The organism is Pseudomonas sp. Z4-7, from assembly GCF_051131965.1.
Classification (GTDB): domain Bacteria; phylum Pseudomonadota; class Gammaproteobacteria; order Pseudomonadales; family Pseudomonadaceae; genus Aquipseudomonas.
Map to the genome: position 1 here is coordinate 4,707,314 of NZ_CP071642.1, position 17,385 is coordinate 4,724,698.

The following is a 17,385-nucleotide window of genomic DNA, read 5'->3' on the forward strand; positions in this document are numbered from 1 at the left end:
CCATGACCGCCTGGCCATAGACCATGGCGAACGGCAGCTCCTGTTGCGCGCCGGCCTGGCTGTCGACATTTTCGACCGCGGTTTCCACAACCGACATTCAGGCCTCGACCATGAACGGCGTCGGATCGCCGCAGCCGACGCGCACCACTTGCGGTTCACCGTCGGCCAGGTTGATCACCGTGGACGCTTTCATGCCGCCGTAACCGCCGTCGATGATCAGGTCGACCTGATGCTCCAGCAGTTGGCGCATTTCATAGGGATCGGTTAGCGGATCGGTCTCGCCGGGCATGATCAGCGTCACGCTCATCAACGGCTCACCGAGTTCCGCCAGCAGCGCCAGGGCAATGGGATGGCTCGGCACCCGCAGCCCGATGGTGCGCTTCTTTGGGTGCAGCAACAGCCGCGGGACTTCCCGGGTGGCATTCAGGATAAAGGTATAGGGGCCCGGCAGATGGGCCTTGAGCAGGCGGAAAGTGCCGGTGTCGATCTTGGCGAACAAGCCCAACTGCGAGAGGTCGCTGCAAATGAGCGCGAAGTTGTGCTTGTCGTCCAGCTGACGCAAGCGTCTTACCCGCTCGACCGCGTTTTTATCGCCGATCTGGCAACCAATGGCGTAGGACGAGTCGGTGGGATAGACCACGACGCCACCGCCACGGATGATTTCCACAGCCTGTTTGATCAGGCGCGCTTGCGGGTTTTCCGGATGAATCTGGAAAAATTGACTCACGTGTTCTACCTGTTCAGACGGCGGCGATAACGGGATCATGTTTGAATCTACACCATAGTGGTGGCAGATCTTCCGGCAACGGGCGGTATTCGCCAATCTCGGACCAGCCTCCCGGGCCGTGGAAATCACTCCCGGCGGTCACCAGCAGGCCAAACTCACGGGCGAGGATCGCCAGGCTGCCGACCTGCTCGGCCGGCTGATGGCCATTGACCACTTCGATGGCATGGCCCCCTGCTTGAATATAGTCGGCTATCAGGCGGCGGCGCTTGCTGCGGGTGAATTCATAATGCCAGGGATGCGCCAGGCTGACCCACGCCCCGGCGGCCCGCAGAGTCTCGACCGTTTCTTGCAGGGTGGGCCAGTGCTGCTTGACGTCCCCCAGCTTGCCGGCCCCCAGCCATTTTCGGAAGGCTTCGGCGCGGTCCTTGACGAAGCCTTCGCGCACCATCCAGTCGGCAAAATGCGGCCGGGCCGGGGCGTTGCCGCTGTCGCCCAGTTCCTGCTGGAGCTGCCGGGCGCCTTCCAGCGCGCCGGGCATGCCCTTGAGGGCCAGTTTGCGGCTGATCTCCTCGGAGCGCAGCCAGCGACCGTCACGCAACTCGGCAATGGCCTGGACCAGTGACGGTGCATTCACATCAAAGCCGTAGCCCAGCACGTGGATGGTCGCCCCGCCCCAGGTGCAGGACAACTCGACGCCGTTGACCAGTTGCATGCCCAGCGCGGTGGCGGCGCTACGCGCCTCGTCGAGGCCTTCGAGGGTGTCGTGATCGGTCAGGGCCAGGACTCGCACGCCGTGCTCGAACGCCCGCGCCACCAGAACCGCAGGCGCCAGGGCGCCATCGGAGGCCGTGCTATGGCAGTGCAAATCAACATTCACGAGACTTTGTTACCTCAAATCAGCTGGCCCTATCGCGGCCAAGGATGTTTGTTATTATGCCGCCACATCCTGCTTCTGGCTGCCACTGTGAAACAATTCATCGATTTCATCCCGCTCCTGCTGTTTTTCATCGTCTACAAACTTGATCCACGGACCGTCGACATCGCCGGCCACTCCTTGACTGTAGGCGGTATCTACAGCGCCACCGCGGTGCTGATCATCAGTTCCCTGGTGGTCTACGGCGCGCTGTTCGTGTCCCAGCGCAAGCTGGAGAAGAGCCAGTGGCTGACGCTGATCGCCTGCCTGGTGTTCGGCAGCCTGACCCTGGCCTTCCACAGCGAGACCTTCCTCAAATGGAAAGCCCCGGTGGTCAACTGGCTGTTCGCCCTGGCCTTCATCGGCAGCCACTTCGTCGGCGATCGCCTGCTGATCAAGCGCATCATGGGCCACGCGCTGAGCCTGCCGGACGTGATCTGGACCCGATTGAACATCGCCTGGATCGCCTTCTTCCTGTTCTGCGGCGCCGCCAACCTGTTCGTTGCGTTCACGTTCCAGCAATACTGGGTCGACTTCAAGGTCTTCGGCAGCCTGGGCATGACCTTGCTGTTCCTGATCGGCCAGGGCATCTACCTGTCCCGTCACCTGCACGATGCCGAACCCACCACGCCAAAAACCGAGGACTGACATGCTCTACGCAATCATTGCCACCGACGTTGCCGACTCCCTGGAAAAACGCATGGCCGTGCGCCCGGCACACCTTGAGCGCCTGCAGCAGCTAAAGGCCGAAGGCCGCATCGTGCTGGCCGGGCCGCACCCTGCGGTGGACAGTAACGATCCTGGCGCCGCGGGTTTTACCGGCAGCCTGGTCGTGGCCGAGTTCGACTCCCTGGCCGCCGCACAGGCGTGGGCCAAGGCCGACCCGTTCGTGGCGGCCGGCGTCTACGCCGAGGTCGTGGTCAAGCCGTTCAAGCAAGTCCTGCCGTAAATCCTCCGGCGCGATGAGCCTCCCGTGCTCATCGCCGCCAGTTGCTCACGTTTCTCATTTGCCTGCCGACACCCTGTCTAATCTCGATTGGAATTCAGGAGTTGCAATGCGCAAAGGTCGGTTGTGCCTGTTGTTGGTCTCGTTGGCGATTGGAGCCCCCGCCCACGGCGAGGAAAGCACCGAGGCTGCTCATTCGGCGCCCTTGTCACTGAGCGCGGGCGGCCAGATCGCCGAGTTGCAGCAGCGCCTGAAAGACAGCGAGCGCGTGCGTGAAGCACTCACCCAGCAACTGCAGAACACCAACGGCGAACGCGAGAGCGCGCTGGTGGGACGGCTGCGCCAGGAGAACCAGCGCCTGAAGTTGCAACTCAAGGAAGCCCAGTCCAGCCCGCTGCCGCGCCTGCTGACCGAACAGCAACAGTGGTTCGTCGTCGGCGCCGGGGTAGCGCTATTGGCCCTGCTCTGCGGTATCTTTGCCAGCGGTGGACGTAGACAACGTCGGCAATGGCTAAATTGAGTGAGTCATGAGCGAGCTGTTACTGATTGATGATGACCAGGAGCTGTGTGAGCTCCTCGGCAGTTGGCTGGGCCAGGAAGGTTTCCAGGTCCGCGCTTGCCACGATGGCCAGAGCGCCCGCAAGGCCCTGGCCGAAACCGCCCCGGCGGCGGTGGTGCTGGATGTGATGCTGCCCGACGGCAGCGGCCTGGAACTGCTCAAGCAGTTGCGCAACGATCACCCGGAATTGCCGGTGCTGATGCTCTCGGCCCGCGGCGAACCGCTGGATCGCATCCTTGGCCTGGAGCTGGGGGCTGACGATTACCTGGCCAAGCCTTGCGATCCACGAGAGCTGACCGCCCGCCTGCGCGCCGTGCTGCGCCGCAGCCATCCCGCCGCGGTTTCCAGCCAGATCGAACTGGGTGACCTGACCTTCAGCCCGGTGCGTGGCGTGGTCAGCATCGATGAACAGGAACAGACCCTCACCGTCTCCGAAAGCCGCCTGCTCGAAGCACTGCTCAAGCAGCCGGGCGAGCCGCTGGACAAGCAGGAACTGGCGCAGATTGCCTTGGGCCGCAAGCTGACCTTGTACGATCGCAGCCTCGACATGCACGTCAGCAACCTGCGCAAGAAGATCGGTCCCCACCCCGACGGCCGCCCGCGCATCGTCGCCCTGCGTAGCCGGGGCTACTACTACAGCCTCTGAAGAGTGCGGCTTCTCTCAGCCTATAGAGGCTTTTGTGGCGAGGGAGCTTGCTCCCGCTGGGTTACGAAGTAGCCCCAAGATTCTGCGGTTGCTGCGCAACCGAGCGGGAGCAAGCTCCCTCGCCACAAAGGCGCCCTCGCCACAACAAGTACACCCATCACAGGGCTTCGTGTTCGGGCCTGCAGATTTGTCAGGTCCTCGCCAAACCGTCTTTACCCAAGCTTTACCCACCCCTGACCGCCGCTGACCTTGATCTTTGTAATCTGCACACATCCGGAACTGACCGGGAACGAGACAAGGAGAGACACCATGCGCAAGACCCTTACCGCTCTGATGTTCGCCGCCGCCCTGCCGACCGTGGCCATGGCCATGCCCGAAGGCCCGGGGCCGATGGGCCCGATGGACGGTCCGCGTCACGGTGGCCAGATGCACGATAAAGGCCCCTACAGCCAACTGGACCTGACCCGCGAACAACGCGAGCAGATTCGCCGGATCATGGGTGAACAGCGCCATGAGCAACGCGAACTGGTCGACAAATACCTGGCCAAGCTGTCGCCAGCCGACCAGAAAGCCATGCAGGACGAAATGGAAGCCCGGCACCAGAAAGTCGACGCCCAGATCCGTGGCTTGCTGAAGCCCGAGCAGCAGAAAGAGTTTGACGCCATCCAGAAAAAACGCGCCGAACGTCGGGCCGAGTGGGCCGAATTCAAAGCCTGGAAAGCGCAACAACCGCAAAAAGCGCAATAATGCGCTGAAGCACCCCCAGCCCAACGGCATGCCGCCGTTGGGCTTTCCTGGTTTTCGAGGATAAATCCGTGCGTTCACTGTTCTGGCGCATCCTGGCCAGTTTCTGGCTGGCCATCGCCCTGGTCGCGGGGCTTTCGATCCTGATGGGCCACATGCTGAACCAGGACGCCTGGATCCTCAGCCGCCATCCTGGGCTCAACACCCTGGCCGAAGAATGGACACAAACCTACGAAAGCCAGGGCGAAGAGGCCGCGCAAGACATCCTGCAACAGCGCAAGCGCAAATATCACATCGACGTCCAGGTGCTCAACGAGAGCGGCGACCCGGTGGTGCGCGGCACGTTTCCCCATCGCGCCGCGGCTTTCGAGGCACGCCAGAACAACGACGACCGACGCCTCCCCTGGCGGCGCTTGACTGACGAGTTCACCAGCGCCAAGACCGGTGACACTTACCTGTTCATCTACCGCATCCCCCATCCCGAACTGGACGCCTGGCACCGCGACAGCCTGCTCTGGCCCCTCAGCGCCCTGGCCATTGCGCTGGTGGTACTGACCTTGTTCAGCCTGTTGGTGACCCTCTCCATCACCCGCCCGCTGAGCCGCCTGCGCGGCGCGGTGCATGACCTCGGCCAAGCCACGTACCAGCAGAACAGCCTCGCCAAACTGGCCAACCGCCGGGACGAATTCGGCGTACTGGCCACTGACTTCAATCGCATGGGTGCGCGCCTGCAAAGCCTGATCGCCAGCCAGCGCCAATTGCTGCGCGATGTTTCCCATGAACTGCGCTCGCCCCTGGCCCGGCTGCGCATCGCCCTGGCGCTGGCGGAGCGGGCGAGCCCCGCCGAGCGTGAAAAACTCTGGCCGCGCCTGACACGCGAATGTGACCGCCTGGAAGCATTGATCAGCGAAATCCTGGTGTTGGCCCGGGTCGACGCCGACAACGCCAGCGCCGAGGAAGTCGACCTCAACGGTTTGCTGGAGAACCTGCAAAAAGACGCCCAGCTGGCTTCACCGGAGCAACACGTGCGCCTGGAAACCGAGCCGCAACTGACCCTCAAGGGCTGGCCCACCATGATCGAGCGGGCGGTGGACAATCTCCTGCGCAACGCCCAGCGCTTCAACCCTACCGGGCAGCCCATCGAAATGCGTGCCGCGCGCCAAGGAGAAAGGATAGTGATCAGCGTGCGCGACCACGGCTCCGGCGTAGAGGCGGAACACCTGGGCCAGTTGAGCGAACCGTTTTATCGCGCTCCCGGCCAGACCACCCCCGGGCATGGCCTCGGCCTGGCGATCGCGCGCCGTGCGGCGGAACGGCATGGCGGAACCCTGGGATTGGCGAACCACCCCGACGGCGGATTCATCGCCACCCTGGAATTACCGCTGGTGCCGGGCGCGGTGGTGCAACCTTGAGCACCAAATGAAGGCTTGACCTTTCGAGTAGATGATAAGCATTATCATCTACTCGAACCGGACCGAGCCCTACCGTGAGCCAATCACGCTTCCATCAGGTTTTCCTCGCCCAGCGCATGCCGCTGCTGCGCACCCTCGAACGCATGGTCAACAACCCCAGCACCGCCGAAGACCTGCTTCAGGAAACCTACCTGCGCGTCACCCGCGCCCTGAACGAGCGCACGGTCGAGCATCTCGAACCCTTCGTCTTCCAGACCGCCCGCAACCTGGCGCTCGACCACTTGCGCGCGCGACGCATCCAGTCACGCACGCTGCTGGACGACGTGCCGATGGATGTGGTGAACAACGTCATCGCCCCGCAAAGCAGCGCCGAGGATGCCGCCCATGCCGGCCGGTTACTCGAACAACTCAACCTCAGCCTGCAGTCGCTGAGCCCGCGCCAACAGCAGATCTTCATCCTCAACCGCCTGCATGGCCACAGTTACCAGGACATCGCCGAACGCTTGGGCGTGTCGCTGAGCACCGTGCAGAAAGAACTGAAACTGATCATGGCGATTTGCGTGGGCGTAGCCGAACGCCTGGACGCCGATTGAGTCTGCAGGACACTGGCGGCCAACGACCACGCCGATTGCGTTGGCCGACGAGCCTGCTAGTCTTGGTCGCCTGATTACAAGCAGCCGTGCACAGACACTGCCGAGGAACCACCGTGACGGACAACCATCGCTCCCCTGAAGCCGCTGCGGCACAGGACACCGCCCACGCCATGGACCAGGCGCTGGATTGGCTGGTCCTGCTCGACAGCCCCAGCGATGAACAGACCCGACAGTTCCAGGCCTGGCTGGCGGCAGATCCGCGTCATGGCGAAGCGTTCTCCAGAGCCCAGGCGATCTGGAACGGCCCGCAGATCATCGAAAGCGCCCGGCAGCTCCAGGCCCGCCCCAAGGCCACCGCGCTGTCGCGTCTTCGAGCCCATTGGAAACCCCTGGCCACCGCCGCCGTGCTGTTGCTCGGGTTGTTCAATTTCAGCGACCTGCCCCTGCAATTGCAGGCCGATCACCTGACCGTGGTCGGTGAGCGCCAGCGGCTGCAACTGGAAGATGGTTCCAAGGTCCTGCTGAATACCGACTCGGCGTTTTCCAGTTCCTTCGACGAACAGCGGCACGTGGCCCGACTCTACAAGGGCGAGGCTTTTTTCGAGGTGCCGGCCAGTCGCAATGTGCCGTTGGAGATCGACGCCGGGCCGGTCACCGCCAGTGTCAGCGACACCACGTTTGCGGTGCGTTACCTGGACGGCGTCGCTCAGGTCCAGGTGCAGCGTGGCGATGTCGACCTGCGTGCGACCCGCTACGATGCCCATGTCCGCTTGTCGGCAGGAGAAAGCATCCGCATTGGTCCCAACGGCTTTGACCGCCCGGCACGCCTCGATGTCGGCACGGACCTGGCATGGGTCCAGGGTCGGCTGGTGTTCGAGAATCGGCCGCTGGGCCAGGTACTGGCGGAGTTGCGACGCTACTACCCGGGCTGGATCATCAACAACAACCAGCAGTTGGCCGGCGTGGCAGTGACAGGTAACTATCGCCTCGACCAGCCGCTGGACGTGGTGCGTTCACTGGCCCATATCACCTCTGCCCGCCTCCAGGAATTCCCGGCGCTGGTAATCCTGAACTGAATGAGAATTATTTTTACTCGATAGCTTTCGCTGGTTCGTCTCGTTATAGCCAATGCAATTGATTCGCATCTCGCGATGCAATCTGCACCTATAACAGATGCGACACGGAGCGCTATCGATGTCCTCTCGCCTTACTTGCCGGTTTCTTGCCCCTTCTTGCACGCTGTCACTGCTGACCGCCGCCATCCTGATGACCGGCACCGCGCCGGCGGCCCTGGCTGCCACCGCCGAGCAACCGCCAGCGCGCAACATGGGCGACTACACCTTCAGCATCGCCCGGCAACCACTGGTTTCCGCCCTGAACGCATTTACCGCCGTCACCGGCTGGCAGGTGGGGCTGCCGGCAGAGCTGGCCGAAGGCGTCGCCTCGCCGGGGGTGAACGGCTCGCTGCCGCCGGAAAAAGCCCTGGAGCGCCTGTTGGTGGGGACCAACCTGAGCTACCGCAAACTGGGCAATAACAACATCGTCCTGGAAAAGCGCAGCGCCAGCAGCGCGCTGGAGTTGCAACAGGTGACCATCAGCGCCACCCGCCAGGAACAAGACATCGCCAGCGTACCGAGCACCGTTTCGATCCATGATCGCCAGGAGCTAGACCGCAACAACGTCAACACCATCAAGGACCTGGTGCGCTATGAGCCCGGCGTGTCGGTGGGCGGCGCGGGCCAGCGCGGCGGCATCAGCGGTTACAACATCCGCGGCATCGACGGCAACCGGATCCTGACCCAGGTCGACGGCGTGGAAATCCCCGGCGGTTTCTTCAACGGCCCGTACGCCAAGACCCAACGCAACTACGTCGACCCGGAAATCATCAAGCGCGTGGAGATTCTGCGCGGCCCGGCCTCGGTGCTGTACGGCAGCAACGCGATCGGTGGTGTCGTCAGTTATTTCACCCTCGATCCGGACGACATCATCAAGCCCGGCAAGGACGTCGGCGCGCGTCTCAAGACCGGCTACAGCTCCGTCGATGAGAGCTGGCTCAAATCCGCCACCGTCGCCGGCCGCAGCGGGCCGTTCGACGGGTTGTTGCATTACAGCCAGCGCGACGGCCACGAGACCGAATCCTACGGCAGCAACAACGGCACCGGCCTGGACCGCACCGCCGCCAACCCGGAAGACGTGCGCACCAACAACGTGCTGGCCAAACTCGGCTGGGACTACAGCGATGACGCACGCCTGAGCCTGGTGTACGAGAAGTACAAGAACGATCGCGACGTCGACCTGAAAAGCGCCTACGGCGGGCCCTATGCCAACGGCCAACCAGCCATTCCCGGCTCCATCCTGCCCGGCGGCATGTACCAGTGGCGCACCGGTAACGATACGATTACCCGCGAGCGTTTCGGCCTGGAGCATAGCTTCGCCCTCGACAGCCTGCTCGCCGACAACATCAAGTGGAGCCTCAACCACCAGATCGCCAAGACCGACCAGCCCACCGCCGAGTTCTATTTCCCGATCACCCGCCGGGTGTTGCGCACCCGTGAAACGCTCTATGAAGAAAAACAGTGGGTCTTCGACGCGCAGGCGGACAAGTCATTCAGCTTGGCCGACACCGATCACACACTGACCTACGGCACCACGCTCAAGCATCAGAAAGTCACCGGCTCACGCAGCGGCAACGGCGTGTGCCTGGCGATCGGCGTGGGCTGCCCCGCCATCGGCGCCATCAGCACCCGGGACGTATTGGCAAAAGCCAGCGACTTCCCGGACCCGACCATCAACACCTACAGCGTTTTCGCCCAGGACCAGATCAGCTGGGGCAAATGGACCTTCACGCCAGCGCTGCGCTACGACTACACCCGGCTCAAGCCACGCCTGACCGAGGAGTTTCTGCGCACCGTGGACCCTACCAACGGCGGTACGGTGAGTGGCGAGGACAAGAACTGGCATCGCGTCTCGCCGAAGTTCGGCCTGACCTATGCCCTGACCGACCAGTACACCTGGTACGGCCAGTACGCCGAAGGGTTCCGCACCCCGACCGCCAAGGCCTTGTACGGACGTTTCGATAACGCCGGCGTGGGCTACAGCGTGGAACCCAATCCCGACCTGGAGCCGGAAAAAAGCAAAAGCTACGAAACCGGCCTGCGCGGTCGTTTCGACTCCGGATCGTTCGACGTGGCGGTGTTCTACAACAAGTACCGCGACTTCATCAACGAAGACGCCATCACCCCCGGCACCGACCAGTTGACCTTCCAGAGCAACAACATCAAGCACGCCACCATCAAGGGCATCGAAGCCAAGGGACGCCTGGACCTGGACGTGTTCGGTGCGCCAAAAGGCCTCTACACCCAAGGCTCGGTGGCCTACCTGTATGGCCGCAACAACGACACGGGCGAGCCGCTCAACAGCGTCAACCCGCTTACCGGCGTGTTCGGCCTGGGCTACGACCAGGAGCAGTTCGGCACCTTGCTCAGCTGGACCCTGGTCCAGAAGAAAAACCGCGTCGACGACAGCAACTTCAATTCGCCCGACGGCGTCAGCGGCCAGTTCAAGACGCCGGGCTTCGGCATTCTCGACCTGAGCGGCTACTACAAGGTGACTAACGACGTCACCGTCAGCGGCGGCCTCTACAACCTCACCGACAAGAAGTACTGGCTGTGGGATGACGTGCGCGGCTACGACAGCGTCGGCGAAGCGGCGGTGCTGAGCCCGGCCAACCTCGATCGCCTGACGGCGCCGGGGCGCAACTTCGCGGTCAACCTGATCTGGGATATCTGATCCGGTTCCAGGCAAAAAGCCATCCGTGGCGAGGGAGCTTGCTCCCGCTGGGGTGCGAAGCGCCCCCAAGATCTAACGGTCGCTGCGCACTGGAGCGCCAGCCCGGCCGAGCGGGAGCAAGCTCCCTCGCCACGGTGTATTTCACTCCAAGGAGTTTTTCATGACCACCCAACGCCCCACCCTACGTTCCCAGCGCCTGAACCAGATCACCCACGAGCCCCACGGCAAGCTCGACGCCCTGGTCAAGGCCCACGCCCCATTCGAAACCCAGGCCAGCTACGCGCGCTTCGTCGTCGCCCAGTACCTGTTCCAGTCAGAACTGGTGGCGCTGTACAACGACGCGCAACTGGCTGCCCTGATACCCGACCTGCCGGCCCGCTGCCGCGCCGAAGCGGCCAAGGCGGATCTCGCGGACCTGGACACCGAAGTGCCCGCGCCGGTGGCCGGTGCGGTAAAAAACCCTAGCCAGGCCGAAGCGCTGGGCTGGCTGTTCGTTTCCGAGGGCTCGAAGCTCGGCGCCGCGTTCCTGATCAAGCGTGCCGTGGCCCTGGGAATGAACGAAACCTTCGGCGCCCGGCACCTGGCAGAACCGGCGGGCGGCCGTGCCGAAGGCTGGAAAACCTTCACCCGTACCCTCGACGGCCTGGCCTTCACCGAACAGCAGGAAGCCGAGGCGGACAAAGGCGCGCTGGAGGCCTTCAACCGGTTTACCGTGTTGCTGGAACACGCCTATGCGGCCGAGTTGGCCTGAAAACTTTTCTCTGGGCCTTGGTGGGAGCGAGCCTGCTCGCGAAGACAGCAGATCATCCGCCGCAACTGTCGGCTGACACACCGCCTTCGCGAGCAGGCTCGCTCCCACAGGGATTTTGCACATGATCAGAAAATCCCCATGAACCGTCCCCAAAAACCCAGCCAACTGCTCTTCGCCCTGCTCGCCTACACCAGCCTGGCCATCGGCCTCATCGCCTTGGTCGTGCCCGGCCTGCCGACCACCGAATTCATCCTGCTCGCCGCCTGGGCCGCGACCCGCAGTTCGCCGCGTCTGAGCGCCTGGCTGGAGCACCATCGGTTGTTCGGGCCGATGCTGCACAACTGGCGCAACGGCAAGGTCATCCCGCGCCGGGCGAAGGTCGGCGCCACGATCAGCATGCTCGGTTGTGCCGCAATGATGTGGCTGATGCTTGCCCACGGCTGGCCGATGTACCTGGCCATGGCCGGCATGGGCCTGGGCAACCTGTGGATCTGGTCACGCCCGGAAACTCGTGGCGAGGGAGCTTGCTCCCGCTGGGGCGCGAAGCGGCCCCCTACGCAATTTTGAACTATGATCGCTCTCTCGCCTGGAGGGCTTTCGATGTCAGATCTGCTCACATCCATGCAAACCGCCCTCGGTTTGCCCACGACTCCGATCCCCTTCACTGGCGAAGGCGCTCTACCCTCTGCCTTCGGGGTTACCGAGTTGGCCTGCGCCAGCATCGCCACGGCCGGTCAAGCGGTCGCCGAACTCATTCATCAGCAGACCGGCCGCTTGCCGACGCTTGAAGTCGACCGGCGCCTGGCCTCGTTCTGGTTCGCCACGTCCCTGCGGCCCGTCGGCTGGAGCGTACCGCCGCTGTGGGACCCGGTGGCTGGCGACTACGCCACCGCCGACGGCTGGATTCGCCTGCACACCAACGCACCGCATCATCGTCTTGCCGCGGACAAGGTCCTCGGTACCTGCACCGACCGCGCCGACATGGCGAGCAAAGTTGTCCGTTGGAACAAGGCCGAACTGGAACAGGCCGTGGTCGACGCCGGTGGTTGCGCTGCACAGATGCGCTCCTGGCAGGCGTGGCAGGCCCATCCGCAAGGTTTGGCGGTGAACGCCGAACCGCTTGTTCGCTTCGATGACATGAGTGCAGCTCCGCTTGAACCCTGGCTCGGCTCCGTCGCCCAGCCACTGGCGGGCTTGAAGGTGCTTGACCTGACCCGCGTGCTGGCCGGCCCGATTGCCAGCCGCTTTTTGGCCGGGCTGGGCGCCGATGTGCTGCGTATCGACCCGCCGACCTGGAACGAACCCGGCGCGGTTCCGGAAGTTACCCTCGGCAAACGCTGCGCCCGCCTCGATCTGCATCAGCCCGCCGACCGCGCGACGTTCGAAGCATTGCTCAAGGACGCCGACATCCTCCTGCACGGCTATCGCGCCGACGCGCTCGAAGGCCTGGGCTACGGCGCCGCACAACGCCGCCAACTGGCGCCAGGGCTGATCGACGTCAGCCTCAACGCCTACGGCTGGAGCGGCCCCTGGCAGCACCGTCGCGGCTTCGACAGCCTGGTGCAGATGAGCAGCGGCATCGCCGAGGCCGGCATGGCCTGGAAACACACGGACAAACCAACGCCGCTGCCGGTCCAGGCGCTGGACCACGGCACCGGCTACCTTATGGCAGCCAGCGCGATCGTACTGCTGGCTAGGCGCTTGGCCGATGGCCGTGGCGGTTCGGCACGCTTGTCGCTGGCCCGTACGGCGAAGCTGTTGGTCGAGGGTGGCACCGGCGATGGGGCTGCGTTGCGCCCCGAAGACGAGGCCGACCAGGGACTGCTGGTGGAACAAACGCCCTGGGGCCCGGCGCACCGCTTGCAGGTGCCGCTGAAAATCACCGGCACGCCGTTGCAGTGGGCCCTGCCGGCCACCGAACTGGGCGCACATCGCCCTCAGTGGTGATCGTTCAATCGCCTTCGCGAGCAGGCTCGCTCCCACATGGGATTTTCGACAAACGCAGGTCCCACGGCCTACAAAGAATCACTGTGGGAGCGAGCCTGCTCGCGAAGAGGCCGGCACATCCAACATCTCAATCGACTGACACACCGCCTTCGCGAGCAGGCTCGCTCCCACATTGGATTTTTGACAAAGGCAAATCCCACGACCTACACAGAATCACTGTGGGAGCGAGCCTGCTCGCGAAGAGGCCGGCACATCCAACATCTCAATCGACTGACACTCAGCCTTCGTGAGCAGGCTCGCTCCCACAGGTTTTGCATCCAGCCCTTTCAGCTCATGCTTCGCGGTTGAACTGACCCAGATCAGCTGTCGCCCCTTTGAATCGACTTAGGCTGTTGACTCTCCTTCGCATGAGAGTCCTGCAATGTCCGATACCCCCGGAAAACTTCGACTGGGCGCGCTGGTTGCGCTGGTAGTGGGTTCGATGATTGGCGGCGGGATCTTTTCCCTGCCGCAGAACATGGCCGCCAGCGCCGATGTCGGCGCCGTATTGATCGGCTGGGCAATCACCGCAGTCGGCATGTTGACCCTAGCATTCGTGTTCCAGACCCTGGCCAATCGCAAACCCGATCTGGACGGCGGGGTGTACGCCTACGCCAAGGCCGGGTTTGGCGACTACATGGGGTTTTCCTCGGCCTGGGGTTACTGGATCAGCGCCTGGCTCGGCAACGTCGGCTATTTCGTCTTGTTGTTCAGCACCCTGGGCTATTTCTTCCCGGTGTTTGGCGAAGGCAACACCGTGGCGGCAGTGATTGGCGCATCGCTGTTGCTGTGGGCCGTGCACTTCCTGGTACTGCGGGGCATCAAGGAAGCGGCGTTCGTCAACCTGGTGACCACCGTCGCCAAGGTCGTGCCGCTGCTGCTGTTCGTGCTGATCGCGGTGTTCGCCTTCAAGCTGGATATTTTTACCGCCGATATCTGGGGCTGGAAAAACCCGGACCTGGGCAGCGTGATGGATCAGGTGCGACACATGATGCTGGTCACCGTGTGGGTGTTCATCGGCATCGAAGGCGCGAGCATTTTCTCGGCCCGCGCCGAAAAACGCAGCGACGTCGGCAAGGCCACGGTCATCGGCTTCATCACGGTGCTGTTGTTGCTGGTACTGGTGAACGTGCTCTCGCTGGGCATCATGACCCAACCTGAACTGGCGAAGCTGCAGAACCCGTCCATGGCCGCCGTACTCGAGCACGTGGTCGGTCAACGGGGCGCTGTGCTGATCAGCGTCGGCCTGGTTATCTCGCTGCTCGGTGCCCTGCTGTCCTGGGTCTTGCTGTGCGCCGAGATCATGTTTGCCGCTGCCAAGGATCACACCATGCCGGCCTTCCTGCGCCGGGAAAACGCCAATCATGTACCGGCCAACGCGCTGTGGCTGACCAACGCGATGGTCCAGCTGTTCCTGATCGTCACGCTGTTTTCCGCCAGCACCTACCTGTCGCTGATCTACCTCGCCACCTCAATGATCCTGGTGCCGTACCTGTGGTCGGCGGCCTACGCACTGCTGCTGGCGGTGCGCGGCGAAACCTATGAAAACGCCCTGGCCGAACGGCGCAAGGACCTGGCCATCGGTGCCATCGCGCTGATCTACGCGATGTGGCTGCTGTATGCCGGCGGGATCAAATACCTGCTGCTTTCCGCCCTGCTCTACGCACCCGGCGCAGTCCTGTTCGCCAAGGCCAAGCACGAACTGGGCAAACCGGTTTTCACCTCGGTCGAGAAGCTGATTTTTGCCGCCGTGGTGGTCGGTGCCCTGGTGGCTGCCTACGGCCTTTATGACGGCTTCCTGAGCCTGTAGCCGGCTGACTGTTTCATCTGGAGGATTTTTAATGACCACGGAAAAAGTGAAATACGGCGTCCATTCCGAAGCCGGCAAACTGCGCAAAGTCATGGTCTGCTCACCAGGCCTCGCCCACCAGCGGCTGACGCCGAACAACTGCGACGAACTGCTGTTCGATGACGTGCTGTGGGTCAACCAGGCCAAGCGCGATCACTTCGATTTCGTCACCAAGATGCGTGAACGTGGTATCGACGTGCTGGAGATGCACAACCTGCTGACCGACATCGTCGCCATCCCCGAAGCGCTCGACTGGATCCTGCATCGCAAGATCACCGCCAACTCCGTGGGCCTCGGCCTGGTGCATGAAGTGGGCGCCTGGTTGCGCAGCCTGGAGCCACGCAAGATCGCCGAATACCTGATCGGCGGCGTCTCGGCCGATGACCTGCCGGACAGCTTCGGCGGCAAGACCATCCAGATGTTCCGCGACTTTCTCGGGCACTCCAGCTTCATCCTGCCGCCGCTGCCCAACACCCAGTTCACCCGCGACACAACCTGCTGGATCTACGGCGGCGTGACGCTGAACCCGATGTACTGGCCGGCGCGCCGCCAGGAAACCTTGCTTACCACCGCCATCTACCGATTCCATCCCGAGTTTACCCAAGCCGATTTCCAGATCTGGTACGGCGACCCGGACCTGGACCACGGCAACGCCACCCTCGAAGGCGGCGACGCAATGCCCATCGGCAATGGCGTGGTATTGATCGGCATGGGCGAACGCTCGTCGCGCCAGGCCATCGGCCAATTGGCACTGAACCTGTTCAAGCACAAAGCCGTCGAGCGGGTGATCGTCGCGGGGCTGCCACGTTCCCGCGCAGCGATGCACCTGGACACCGTGTTCAGTTTCTGTGACCGCGACCTGGTGACGATTTTCCCTGAAGTCGTCAGCCAGATCGTCGCGTTTTCGCTGCGCCCGGACGAGAGCAAACCCGGCGGCATCGACGTGCGGCGCGAGGAAGGCAGCTTCCTCAGTACCGTCGCCAGTGCCCTCAAGCTGCCCGCGCTGCGCATAGTGGAAACCGGCGGCAACAGCTTCGCCGCCGAACGCGAGCAATGGGACGACGGCAACAACGTGGTCGCCCTCGAGCCGGGCGTGGTCATTGGCTACGACCGCAATACCTACACCAATACCCTGCTGCGCAAGGCCGGGGTGGAGGTCATCACCATCAGCGCCGGCGAACTCGGTCGTGGCCGTGGCGGCGGCCATTGCATGACCTGCCCGATCGTCCGCGACCCAATCGACTACTGACCTCTGAGCCTGGGTCGTTTTATCGAAAACGGCCCAGGGGATAACCGACACCCAAGGAGATCCATCATGGCTTTTAATATGCGCAACCGCAGCCTGCTGAGCTTGATGCACCACACCCACCGCGAGCTGCACTTTTTGCTCGACCTGTCCCGCGACCTCAAGCGCGCCAAGTACACCGGCACCGAGCAACCGCACCTCAAAGGCAAGAACATCGCGCTGATCTTCGAGAAAACCTCGACCCGCACGCGTTGCGCCTTCGAAGTCGCGGCCCATGACCAGGGCGCCCACGTCACCTACATCGACCCGGTTTCGTCACAGATCGGCCACAAGGAAAGCATGAAGGACACCGCCCGCGTGCTGGGGCGGATGTTCGACGCCATCGAATACCGTGGCTTCGAGCAGGAAATCGTCGAGGAGCTGGCCAAGTTCGCCGGCGTGCCGGTGTTCAACGGCCTGACCGCCGAATTCCACCCCACGCAAATGATCGCCGACACCCTGACCATGCGCGAACACAGTGACAAGCCGCTGCATGACATCAGCTACGCCTACCTGGGCGATGCGCGCTACAACATGGGCAACTCGCTGCTGATGATCGGCGCCAAGCTGGGCATGGACGTGCGCATCGGCGCGCCGAAAGCCCTGTGGCCGCATCAGGACTTCATCGACCAGTGCCAGGCCTTCGCCGCCCAAAGCGGTGCACGGATCACCATCACCGAAGACCCGGAAGAAGCGGTCAAGGGCGTGGACTTCATCCATACCGATATCTGGGTCTCCATGGGCGAGCCGGTGGAGGCCTGGGACGAGCGCATCCAGCAACTGCTGCCCTATCAGGTCAACGCGCAAATGATGAAAGCCTCGGGCAATCCGCGGGTGAAATTCATGCACTGCCTGCCGGCCTTTCATAACAGTGAAACCAAGGTCGGCAAGGACATCGCCGCGCGTTATCCGAACCTGGCCAACGGCGTGGAAGTGACCGAGGACGTCTTCGAATCCCCGGCCAACATCGCCTTCGAACAGGCAGAGAACCGCATGCACACCATCAAGGCGATCCTGGTGGCGGCGTTGGCGGATATCTGAATACCGGCCCGATCCCCTGTTGGAATGCTCTTCACTGTGGGAGCGAGCTTGCTCGCGATGGCGGAGTGTCAGCTTGCATTGATGTTGGATGTGCAGCCGTCATCGCGAGCAAGCTCGCTCCCACAAGGGAACTGTTTTGTTCGA

General features: G+C 63.1%; 17 protein-coding genes. 15 read left to right on the forward strand and 2 right to left on the reverse strand.

Annotated elements, in window-relative coordinates; translation table 11 throughout:
• Positions 1-97 precede the first annotated feature (97 nt).
• Both J3P91_RS21020 and J3P91_RS21025 read right to left on the reverse strand, forming a co-directional pair.
• Complete coding sequence (locus tag J3P91_RS21020) at positions 98-727, reverse strand: L-threonylcarbamoyladenylate synthase (RefSeq protein ID WP_305499273.1); 630 nt, start codon at positions 725-727, stop codon at positions 98-100.
• Positions 728-740: 13 nt separating this feature from the next.
• Entirely contained in the window at positions 741-1,604 is an 864-nt protein-coding gene (locus tag J3P91_RS21025) for a PHP domain-containing protein (RefSeq protein ID WP_434601632.1), read from the reverse strand.
• Between the two features lie 87 nt (positions 1,605-1,691).
• Between J3P91_RS21025 and J3P91_RS21030 the strand changes: the two genes are divergently transcribed.
• The 15 genes from J3P91_RS21030 (at position 1,692) to J3P91_RS21100 (ending at position 17,241) form a co-directional block, all read left to right on the forward strand.
• A complete protein-coding gene (locus J3P91_RS21030; RefSeq protein ID WP_434601633.1) occupies positions 1,692-2,288 on the forward strand; it encodes a septation protein A in 597 nt (198 codons plus the stop codon).
• Position 2,289: 1 nt separating this feature from the next.
• Positions 2,290-2,589 carry a YciI family protein gene (locus J3P91_RS21035; protein WP_434601634.1) on the forward strand — a complete coding sequence of 100 codons (300 nt, stop codon included), beginning with the start codon at positions 2,290-2,292 and terminating at the stop codon, positions 2,587-2,589.
• Between the two features lie 106 nt (positions 2,590-2,695).
• Entirely contained in the window at positions 2,696-3,106 is a 411-nt protein-coding gene (locus J3P91_RS21040) for a translation initiation factor 2 (RefSeq protein ID WP_434601635.1), read from the forward strand.
• A 7-nt stretch (positions 3,107-3,113) separates the two neighbouring features.
• Entirely contained in the window at positions 3,114-3,791 is a 678-nt protein-coding gene (locus J3P91_RS21045) for a response regulator transcription factor (protein ID WP_025215146.1), read from the forward strand.
• A gap of 309 nt (positions 3,792-4,100) precedes the next feature.
• Entirely contained in the window at positions 4,101-4,538 is a 438-nt protein-coding gene (locus J3P91_RS21050; RefSeq protein ID WP_434601636.1) for a Spy/CpxP family protein refolding chaperone, read from the forward strand.
• Between the two features lie 68 nt (positions 4,539-4,606).
• Positions 4,607-5,947 (forward strand): sensor histidine kinase, encoded by a 1,341-nt coding sequence (locus tag J3P91_RS21055; protein WP_434601637.1) that lies wholly within the window; start codon positions 4,607-4,609, stop codon positions 5,945-5,947.
• A gap of 74 nt (positions 5,948-6,021) precedes the next feature.
• Positions 6,022-6,540 carry an RNA polymerase sigma factor gene (locus J3P91_RS21060; protein ID WP_434601638.1) on the forward strand — a complete coding sequence of 173 codons (519 nt, stop codon included), beginning with the start codon at positions 6,022-6,024 and terminating at the stop codon, positions 6,538-6,540.
• Positions 6,541-6,653: 113 nt separating this feature from the next.
• Entirely contained in the window at positions 6,654-7,616 is a 963-nt protein-coding gene (locus J3P91_RS21065) for a FecR family protein (protein ID WP_434601639.1), read from the forward strand.
• A 118-nt stretch (positions 7,617-7,734) separates the two neighbouring features.
• Complete coding sequence (locus J3P91_RS21070; protein ID WP_434601640.1) at positions 7,735-10,329, forward strand: TonB-dependent receptor; 2,595 nt, start codon at positions 7,735-7,737, stop codon at positions 10,327-10,329.
• A gap of 160 nt (positions 10,330-10,489) precedes the next feature.
• Positions 10,490-11,080, forward strand: coding sequence for a biliverdin-producing heme oxygenase (locus J3P91_RS21075; protein WP_434601641.1), 591 nt, complete (start codon positions 10,490-10,492; stop codon positions 11,078-11,080).
• A gap of 138 nt (positions 11,081-11,218) precedes the next feature.
• Positions 11,219-11,647 (forward strand): YbaN family protein, encoded by a 429-nt coding sequence (locus J3P91_RS21080; protein WP_434572290.1) that lies wholly within the window; start codon positions 11,219-11,221, stop codon positions 11,645-11,647.
• Between the two features lie 33 nt (positions 11,648-11,680).
• Entirely contained in the window at positions 11,681-13,027 is a 1,347-nt protein-coding gene (locus J3P91_RS21085; protein ID WP_434601642.1) for a CoA transferase, read from the forward strand.
• 421 nt (positions 13,028-13,448) lie between these two features.
• Positions 13,449-14,876, forward strand: a complete 1,428-nt coding sequence (arcD, locus tag J3P91_RS21090) for an arginine-ornithine antiporter (protein WP_434601643.1) — start codon at positions 13,449-13,451, stop codon at positions 14,874-14,876.
• A gap of 31 nt (positions 14,877-14,907) precedes the next feature.
• A complete protein-coding gene (arcA, locus tag J3P91_RS21095; RefSeq protein ID WP_434601644.1) occupies positions 14,908-16,164 on the forward strand; it encodes an arginine deiminase in 1,257 nt (418 codons plus the stop codon).
• 66 nt (positions 16,165-16,230) lie between these two features.
• A complete protein-coding gene (locus tag J3P91_RS21100; protein WP_434572282.1) occupies positions 16,231-17,241 on the forward strand; it encodes an ornithine carbamoyltransferase in 1,011 nt (336 codons plus the stop codon).
• The last annotated feature ends 144 nt before the right edge of the window (positions 17,242-17,385 follow it).

Excerpts from the sequence above, each read along its gene's own strand:
- arcD (WP_434601643.1), top strand. The coding sequence starts at position 13,449 with ATGTCCGATACCCCCGGAAAACTTCGACTGGGCGCGCTGGTTGCGCTG.
- J3P91_RS21085 (WP_434601642.1), top strand. The coding sequence starts at position 11,681 with ATGTCAGATCTGCTCACATCCATGCAAACCGCCCTCGGTTTGCCCACG.
- J3P91_RS21045 (WP_025215146.1), top strand. The coding sequence starts at position 3,114 with ATGAGCGAGCTGTTACTGATTGATGATGACCAGGAGCTGTGTGAGCTC.
- arcA (WP_434601644.1), top strand. The coding sequence starts at position 14,908 with ATGACCACGGAAAAAGTGAAATACGGCGTCCATTCCGAAGCCGGCAAA.
- J3P91_RS21035 (WP_434601634.1), top strand. The coding sequence starts at position 2,290 with ATGCTCTACGCAATCATTGCCACCGACGTTGCCGACTCCCTGGAAAAA.
- J3P91_RS21050 (WP_434601636.1), top strand. The coding sequence starts at position 4,101 with ATGCGCAAGACCCTTACCGCTCTGATGTTCGCCGCCGCCCTGCCGACC.
- J3P91_RS21040 (WP_434601635.1), top strand. The coding sequence starts at position 2,696 with ATGCGCAAAGGTCGGTTGTGCCTGTTGTTGGTCTCGTTGGCGATTGGA.
- J3P91_RS21080 (WP_434572290.1), top strand. The coding sequence starts at position 11,219 with ATGAACCGTCCCCAAAAACCCAGCCAACTGCTCTTCGCCCTGCTCGCC.
- J3P91_RS21100 (WP_434572282.1), top strand. The coding sequence starts at position 16,231 with ATGGCTTTTAATATGCGCAACCGCAGCCTGCTGAGCTTGATGCACCAC.
- J3P91_RS21075 (WP_434601641.1), top strand. The coding sequence starts at position 10,490 with ATGACCACCCAACGCCCCACCCTACGTTCCCAGCGCCTGAACCAGATC.
- J3P91_RS21070 (WP_434601640.1), top strand. The coding sequence starts at position 7,735 with ATGTCCTCTCGCCTTACTTGCCGGTTTCTTGCCCCTTCTTGCACGCTG.